At 67.6% G+C, this 7,442-nt stretch carries 9 protein-coding genes; 5 read left to right on the forward strand and 4 right to left on the reverse strand.

Annotation, left to right across the window (positions count from 1 at the left end; translation table 11 throughout):
* The 4 genes from ABZ260_RS42475 to ABZ260_RS42490 all read right to left on the reverse strand — a co-directional run.
* Positions 1-258, reverse strand: a 258-nt coding sequence (locus ABZ260_RS42475; RefSeq protein WP_355629169.1) for a hypothetical protein, incomplete at its 3' end; no start/stop codon positions are given.
* Positions 259-262: 4 nt separating this feature from the next.
* A complete protein-coding gene (locus ABZ260_RS42480; RefSeq protein WP_030911916.1) occupies positions 263-643 on the reverse strand; it encodes a hypothetical protein in 381 nt (126 codons plus the stop codon).
* 144 nt (positions 644-787) lie between these two features.
* On the reverse strand, positions 788-2,008 hold the full coding sequence (locus ABZ260_RS42485) for a DUF4032 domain-containing protein (protein WP_030911919.1): 1,221 nt from the start codon (positions 2,006-2,008) through the stop codon (positions 788-790).
* 97 nt (positions 2,009-2,105) lie between these two features.
* On the reverse strand, positions 2,106-2,753 hold the full coding sequence (locus tag ABZ260_RS42490; protein WP_355552450.1) for a class II aldolase/adducin family protein: 648 nt from the start codon (positions 2,751-2,753) through the stop codon (positions 2,106-2,108).
* Between the two features lie 331 nt (positions 2,754-3,084).
* Between ABZ260_RS42490 and ngcE the strand changes: the two genes are divergently transcribed.
* The 5 genes from ngcE to ABZ260_RS42515 all read left to right on the forward strand — a co-directional run bounded on the left by ngcE (position 3,085) and on the right by ABZ260_RS42515 (position 7,349).
* Positions 3,085-4,539: an N-acetylglucosamine/diacetylchitobiose ABC transporter substrate-binding protein gene (gene ngcE, locus ABZ260_RS42495; RefSeq protein WP_355629173.1), complete on the forward strand. Its 1,455-nt coding sequence runs from the start codon at positions 3,085-3,087 to the stop codon at positions 4,537-4,539.
* A 5-nt stretch (positions 4,540-4,544) separates the two neighbouring features.
* Positions 4,545-5,456: a sugar ABC transporter permease gene (locus tag ABZ260_RS42500; RefSeq protein WP_355629176.1), complete on the forward strand. Its 912-nt coding sequence runs from the start codon at positions 4,545-4,547 to the stop codon at positions 5,454-5,456.
* A complete protein-coding gene (locus tag ABZ260_RS42505) occupies positions 5,456-6,361 on the forward strand; it encodes a carbohydrate ABC transporter permease (RefSeq protein WP_355552459.1) in 906 nt (301 codons plus the stop codon). The genes ABZ260_RS42500 and ABZ260_RS42505 overlap by 1 nt, the downstream gene beginning before the upstream one ends.
* A gap of 108 nt (positions 6,362-6,469) precedes the next feature.
* Positions 6,470-7,072: a hypothetical protein gene (locus tag ABZ260_RS42510; RefSeq protein ID WP_355629179.1), complete on the forward strand. Its 603-nt coding sequence runs from the start codon at positions 6,470-6,472 to the stop codon at positions 7,070-7,072.
* Positions 7,059-7,349, forward strand: coding sequence for a 4a-hydroxytetrahydrobiopterin dehydratase (locus tag ABZ260_RS42515; RefSeq protein WP_350930402.1), 291 nt, complete (start codon positions 7,059-7,061; stop codon positions 7,347-7,349). The genes ABZ260_RS42510 and ABZ260_RS42515 overlap by 14 nt, the downstream gene beginning before the upstream one ends.
* Positions 7,350-7,442 lie beyond the last annotated feature (93 nt).

Raw genomic sequence — 7,442 nt, forward strand, 5'->3', positions numbered from 1 at the left:
GCCATCGTGGTCCTCGCCGTCGCCGCCTCCGGGTGGCGGCCGCGGTTCACCGCGCTGCCGCACTGGTGGGTGGCCGTGAGTTTCCAGGCGTCCGCCGCGGCAGGCCGCCAGCAGGTCCTCCAGCCGGGGGGCCGCCGCGCTCTCGGCGTAGGTCACGCGGCCGTCGGTGAGATAGATGGCGCCCGCCTTGCCGAGGCGGAGCGAGCCGGTGGCGCGATCACTGGCGAGCCCGCTGAGGATGATCTCGACGCTCGGCACGGCTTCACGTCGATATCAGGCGGCCGGAAAGGGCCTGGAGGCGGTGGCGGGCCAATGCCAGGTTCGACCGTTCCAGGTCGAGTCTGACGTAAATGACCAGCGGGCCGTCGAAAAGCGTTTCCAGCGGCCGCAGCAAATGGTGGCCGCCGTCCGTGGTTATGATCATGTCGTCGATCCGGACGGTGCCGCCCGGTGCGGTGACGGCGAGTCCGTCCAGCGTCGCGCGCAGGGTCTCGCTCAGCCCCGCGGCCGATCGCTCCACGTCACCGTGGCGGCTCGCGCCGCCGGTCGCCACGACCGTCCCGCTGGTCTGATCGATGAGGATCGCGTCCAGGGCACCGGGGATGGCCATTACCTCAGTGAGGCAGTCTTCGATTCCGAGCACGTGCTCTCCCTTGCCGGCGACTTCAGGCGTCGCCCGGTCAGCGTAGGGAAAGCCCTCGGGATTCGTCCTTTCCGGCCAGTGCCTTGATAGGAAAAAGCGTAGGATTCACCAACCAGGTAGGAAGATATACACCCCGGGTGGAAATCAACCCGTTGGCTGGTCGGTGATAATCGCCTTTTCGTCCGGCTTGAAAACAAGAATGTTCTTCACATAGGAATTCACCGCGGCGGGCAGGCCGACGTCGTTCCCGGCCTCCTCCGACAGGAACCAGCGGTGGTCGAGCACCTCGTGGAAGAACTGGGCGGGCTCCAGCTTGCCGCGCAGATTCTGCGGGACGGCCTCCACCGTGGGCTGGAAGACCTCGGCCAGCCAGCGGTGGGCCACGATCGCCTCATCCTCGTGGCGCAGGCCGTACGACACGCGGAAGCAGTCGAGATCGTTGAGGAGCCGCCTGGCCTGGTTCTCCTCCACGTCCAGGCCGGTGAGCCGCAGCAGCCTGCGCTGGTGGTGCCCGGCGTCCACCACCTTGGGGCGGACGATCAGCCGCCCGGTGCCCGCCTTGCGGCGGACCATCATCTCGGCGACGTCGAAGCCCAGCGAGTTCAGCCGGCGGATCCGCTGGTCGATCATGTGCCAGTCGACCTCCTCGATGATGTCGTCGGAGGTGAGCTCGCCCCAGAGGCGGTGGTAGCGCTCGCAGATGGAGTCGGCGACCTGTTCGGGGTCGATGGAGGAGTGCAGCAACCCGCCCGCCTCCAGGTCGAGCATCTCGCCGAAGATGTTGGTGTGCGCCACCTCGATGTCGTACAGCCGCTGACCCTCACTGATCATGGGATGCAGCTCACCGGTCTCGGCGTCGACGAGGTAGGCGGCGAAGGAGCCCGCGTCCCGGCGGAACAGGACGTTCGACAGTGAGCAGTCGCCCCAGTAGAAGCCGCCGAGGTGCAGCCGTACCAGCAGCACGGCCAGGGCGTCGAGCAGCCGGTTGAGCGTCTCGGGGCGGACCGTCCCGGACATGACCGCCCGGTAGGGCAGCGAGAACTGCAGGTGCTGGGTGATGAGCGCCGAGTCGAGCGGCTCGCCGGCGGCGTCGGTCCGTCCGGTGACCACGGCCACCGGCTCGACCGACGGGGTGTCCATCCGGCTCAGGTCCCACAGCAGGCGGTACTCGCGCTTGGCGTAGTACTCGCTGATCTCCTTGATCGCGTACACCTTGCCCGCCAGGCGGGTGAAGCGCACCACGTGCCGGGAGATGCCGCGCGGCAGGGAGACCAGGCGGTGCTCGGGCCAGTCCTCCAGCGGGACGTCCCAGGGCAGGCGGATGAGGTCCGGATCGCTCGGGGCGCCGGTGAGCTGGAGAGGCATCGGGTCAGTCCTCGCGAAGGGGGTGTACTGGGCGGGGGCCACGTCGCGCTCGGTCCTCGCGACGAGGGTGTACGGGCAAAGGGCGGTCGTGTCGCGGTCAGTTCCCGCGGCGGGGGAACGTGGGCGGATCGAAGGCGCGCCGGACCACCGCGGCGAGCTGTTCCTCGGTGAGCACGCGGGGCTCGCCGACGCCCTTGGCCCGCACATAGACCTCGCAGAGCCACTCCAGCAGCCTGGTCGCCTCGAAGGCCCCGTCCAGGTCGTCGCCGATCGTGACCCCGCCGTGGTTGGCCAGCAGTGCCGCGCGCCTGTCCGCCAGCGCGGCCCGGACGGAGGCGGCGAGCTCGGGCGTGCCGTAGGTGGCGTATTCGGCGACGCGGACGGTCCCGCCGAGCAGCAGGGCGTTGTAGTGGATGGGCGGCAGCTCGCTCATGGTCGTGGCGACCACGGTGCCGAAGACGGAGTGGGTGTGCACGATGGCGCCGGCCTCGGTGGTCGTATAGACCGCCAGGTGCATGGGGGTCTCCGAGGACGGCCGCAGGTCGCCCTCGACGAGGTGGCCCTCGACGTCGACGATCGGGCAGGCCTCGGGTTCCAGCCGGTCGAGGGAGACGCCGCTGGGCGTCACGGCGACGAGTTCGCCCGCGCGCACGCTGAGATTTCCCGCGGTTCCGACGACCAGTCCGGTCGTGGCGGCCCGGCGGCCGTACTCACACAGCAGGCGGCGCTGCTCGGCCAGCAACATGCCGTCAAAAGTAGGGGCTTGCGGTACCGGGCGGCAAACCCTCATTATCTGGTCTAGACCGGTTGCCGCCCCTTGGTTTCCGGCGAGCACGGTTCCTTTATCTCCCTGGCGGTGGTCACGTCAATGGTTCCAGGGAAATATCGGCCACTGTGTGCCGTTCTGTCATTGAATTGCACCTCCTTGGCGTTTGGTAGCTAGCGGATAGGTCGCGAGGACATCACGGCTCGGTCTAGACCGGCTGGGAAGTCTTGACGCTGGACTCCGCAGATACGTACCTTCGGGCAAACGTTTAGGAAACTTTCCTAATTGATCCCCCGTTCAGGAGGGTTGCATGTCAAACTCGGTCGGTACGCCCGGAGACATCACCCGGCGGCAGTTGCTCCGCCGGATCGGCATGAGCGCTCTGATCGTCGGTCCAGGCGCGGGGTTGCTCAGCGCCTGCGCCACCGGTGGCGCGGCTCCGGCGGCCAGCACCTCGGCGGCCCCCTCCGCGGGTGGCGCGATCTCCGCGGCGAACCCGTTCGGCGTCGCCGCCGACGCGCCGCTTGAGGTCGTCATCTTCAAGGGCGGCCTCGGTGACAGTTACGCCACCGAGGTGCACGAGCCGCTGTACAAGAAGGCGTTCGCCCAGGCGCAGGTCAAGCACGTCGCCACCCAGCAGATCGCACAGACCCTGCAGCCGCGGTTCGCCGGCGGCGACGTCCCCGACGTGATCGCCAACTCCGGCACCGACCTGATGGACAACGGTGCCCTGCAGCAGGAGGGCCAGCTCCTCGAACTCACCGAGCTGTGGGACGCCCCCTCGATCGACGACCCGAGCAAGAAGGTCCGCGACCTGGTCGCGCCGGGCACCGTCGAGTCGGGTCTCCTCGCGGGCAAGCCGTACCTGATGAACTACGTCTTCTCCGCGTACGGCCTCTGGTACGACTCCGCGCTGTTCGAGAAGAACGGCTGGACCCCGCCGAAGACCTTCGAGGAGTTCAAGGCCTTCGCCGAGAAGGCCAAGGCCGCCGGGGTCACCCCGTTCGCGTATGCGGGCAAGAACGCCGCCTACTACGCGTACTGGATGATCCTCATCTCCGCCGCGAAGATCGAGGGCAACCAGATCCTGCTCGACGTCGACAACCTCGTCGACGGAGTCTGGCAGCGCGACGCCATGAAGCAGTCCGCCGCCGCCTGGGCTGAGATCGCCAAATACATGGACAAGTCCTTCGAGGGCCTGATCCACACCGAGGTGCAGCTCCGCCAGAACCAGGGCAAGGTCGCCCTCTACCCCTCCGGTTCCTGGCTGGAGAACGAGCAGAAGGAGCAGACCCCCGAAGGCTTCAAGTACGCGCTGTCGCCCACTCCCAGCGTCACCGCGGCCGACAAGCTGCCGTTCGAGGCCATCCGCGCCGCCGCCGGCGAGGCGTACATCGTCCCGGCCAAGGCCAAGAACCCCAAGGGCGGCCTGGAGTACCTGCGCATCATGCTCTCCAAGGAGGGCGCGAGGGGCTTCACCGAGAAGTCCGGCAACATCACGGTGGTGACCGGTGCCGCCGACGGCCTGGAGCTGTCGCCGGGCAACGCCAGCCTCAGCGCCGCGCAGAGCGCCGCGGGCCAGAACATCGTCACCTTCAGCAGCTTCGAGAACTGGTACAAGGAGTTCGAGACCGAGCTGCGCAAGCAGACCAACGCGCTCATGTTCGGCCGCATCTCCGGCGACGAGTTCTGCGAGAAGATGCAGAAGGCCGCCGACAAGACCAAGGCCGACTCGTCCATCACCAAGCAGACCCGGACGGTGTAGCCCCGATGCGGCAAGGCAAGTATCCGTTCATCGTCGGCTTTCTCGCCGCGCCGGTGCTCCTCTACGTGGTCTTCGTGGTCAGCCCGTACATCCAGGCTTTCTACATCGCGGTGACCAACTGGAAGGGCATCTCGGCGAACCCTCAGTTCATCGGCCTGGAGAACTTCACCAGGCTCCTTGACGACGAGGTCTTCTGGGCTGCGGTGCGTCACCACGGTGTTCTGCTGCTTGTCATGCCGCTGGTCACCATCGTGATCGCCCTGTTCTTCTCCTTCCTGCTCAACCTGAGCGGCGGGCAGCGGGGCGGCCGGATGACCGGGATCTGGGGCTCGAAGGTCTACCGGGTGATCTTCTTCCTACCCCAGGTCCTGGCCGTCGCCATCGTCGGCGTGCTCTTCCAGGCGATCTACCGCCCGGACGGGACCGGCGTGATCAACGGCCTGCTCGGCAAGGTCGGCATCGAACCGGTCGGCTGGCTCATCGATCCCGACATCGCCCTGCTGGCCATCATCGGCGTGATGGTCTGGCAGGCCGTCGGCTTCTACGTGGTGCTGTTCTCGGCCGGCATGTCCTCCATCCCCAAGGACGTGTTCGAGGCCGCCGCCCTCGACGGCGCGGGCAGGTTCACCCTGTTCTTCAGGATCACGATCCCGCTGCTCTGGGACACCATGCAGGTCGCCTGGGTCTATCTCGGCATCGCCGCCTTCGACGCCTTCGCCCTGGTCCAGGTCCTCTCGGTCGACCGCGGTGGGCCCGACAACGCCACGACGGTGCTCCCGATGGAGATCTGGCGCACGGCGTTCAACTTCTCCAAGTTCGGCTATGCGTCGGCGATGGGCGTGGCGCTGTTCTTCATGACCATCACGTTCGCCGCCCTCACCCTGCGCGTGACCCGGCGCGAGAGGATCGAGTTCTGATGGCCACGGACACGGCTCGCAAGCCCGCCGCCTCCCGCCCCGCCGCCCACGCGCGTGCCAGGCGGACCAGGGGCTCGCTCGGCCCCTTCGGGGTGCTGTCCCACCTCGCGCTGCTGGTCTGGGCGATCCTGATCGTCGGCCCGATCCTCTGGACGTTCCTGGCCTCTTTCAAGACCAACACCGAGATCTTCGGGGACGCCATCACGCTGCCCGCCTCCTTCGGCTGGGACGCCTGGGGCCGGGCCTGGGAGAAGGCGCACATCGGGCAGTACATGCTGAACACCGTCTTCGTGGTGGCGTGCAGCACGGCCGGCACCATGCTGCTCGGCTCGATGGCCGCGTACGTGCTGGCGCGCTACAGCTTCCCCGGCAACAGGGCGATCTACTTCCTGTTCGTGTCGGGGATGACGTTCCCGGTCTTCCTCGCGCTGGTCCCGCTCTTCTTCGTGGTGAAGAACCTGGGCCTGATCGACACCCACCTCGGCGTGATCCTGGTCTACATCGCCTACTCGCTGCCGTTCACCGTCTTCTTCCTGTCGGCGTTCTTCAAGACGCTGCCCACCTCGGTGGCCGAGGCGGCGATGATGGACGGCTGCTCGCACACCCGGACGTTCTTCCAGATCATGGTGCCGATGGCCAAGCCGGGGCTGGTCAGCATCACGATCTTCAACATCCTGGGTCAGTGGAACCAGTACCTCCTGCCGATCGTGCTGCTGTCGGGCAACGTCGAGGACAAGTGGCTGATCACCCAGGGCGTCGCGAACATCTCCACCAGCGCCGGTTACGAGGCCGACTGGCCCGGCCTGTTCGCCGCGCTGAGCATGGCCATCATCCCGGTCATGATCGTCTACATCATCTTCCAGCGCCAGATCCAGTCGGGTCTCACCTCCGGCGCGGTCAAATGACCGGATCCGGTCAAATTACCAGCTCCGGCGAGTAATCCCGAGAGGGTCGTCAGGAGTCGTTCATATTCGGAACGACTCCTGTCCCCTCTCCACGGAGAAACCCGACCCATGGCCCACCCCGACCAGGACTTCCCCTTCCCCTTCTTCGGAGCGGGGGAGGCGAGTTATTACATGTGGGCCGAGGTGCACGTCCGCTTCGCCCGGCAGCCCACGGCCTCCCAGCGCGCGGTCATCGTCGACACCGTCCCGGCACCCCTGCGTGGGGCGCTCGACTGGTGCGAGGGGCGCCAGCTCATGGTGGCCAGCGGCCTGTTCCTGCACGGTACGGTGGCCCGCTCCTACCCCGCGCTCGGCGGCGAGTCCGACCGGATCGGCGACGACGGCTGGCTGTACGCCGCGCCCTCCCGGATAGCCGCGCTCAACGCCGACATCGAGAGATGGCTGCTCCGCATTCACCGGGAGTGCCCGATCCTGGCCGCCTACCGCGCCGAGGACCCCGACAGCGGCGGCACCCGCCTGTCCGGCTGGCACGACTGGAGCCTGTCCCGGCTACCCGGTCTGCTGCCCGAGCTGGAGCCCCTCCTGGAGGGGACCAGCCACGCCACCGCCATGGCCCAGGGCATCATGGCCATGGCCCGGCGCGCCGGGAGCCTGCCCCGGCTTGGTGTCCTCGCCGGGGACGTGATCTCCTGGGAGGATGAACCTGCTTGACGACTCCGCGGTGGACGACCGGCTCACCGGCCTGCCCGAATGGCGGCGCGAGGGAGACGAGATCCGCCGGAAGATCACTGCCACCGACTTCCCGACCGCGATCCGCATCGTGGACGAGATCGCGGTCGAGGCCGAGAAGCTCAACCACCACCCCGACATCGACATCCGCTGGCGCACCCTCCACCTCGCGCTCAGCACGCACGACGCCGGCGGGCTGACGGAGATGGACTTCACCCTGGCCGCCCGCATCGACGAGATAGCCGCCGCCAACGCCTGAACGCCGAGCGGTTCGGCCGCGGGTATCGGCGGGACAGCCGCCGACGCCCGTAGAGGTTCCGGTCTTCGTCTTCGCTCCCGGCCGGGAGCGTAG

This window comes from Streptosporangium sp. NPDC006013 (assembly GCF_040614275.1).
Classification (GTDB): domain Bacteria; phylum Actinomycetota; class Actinomycetes; order Streptosporangiales; family Streptosporangiaceae; genus Streptosporangium.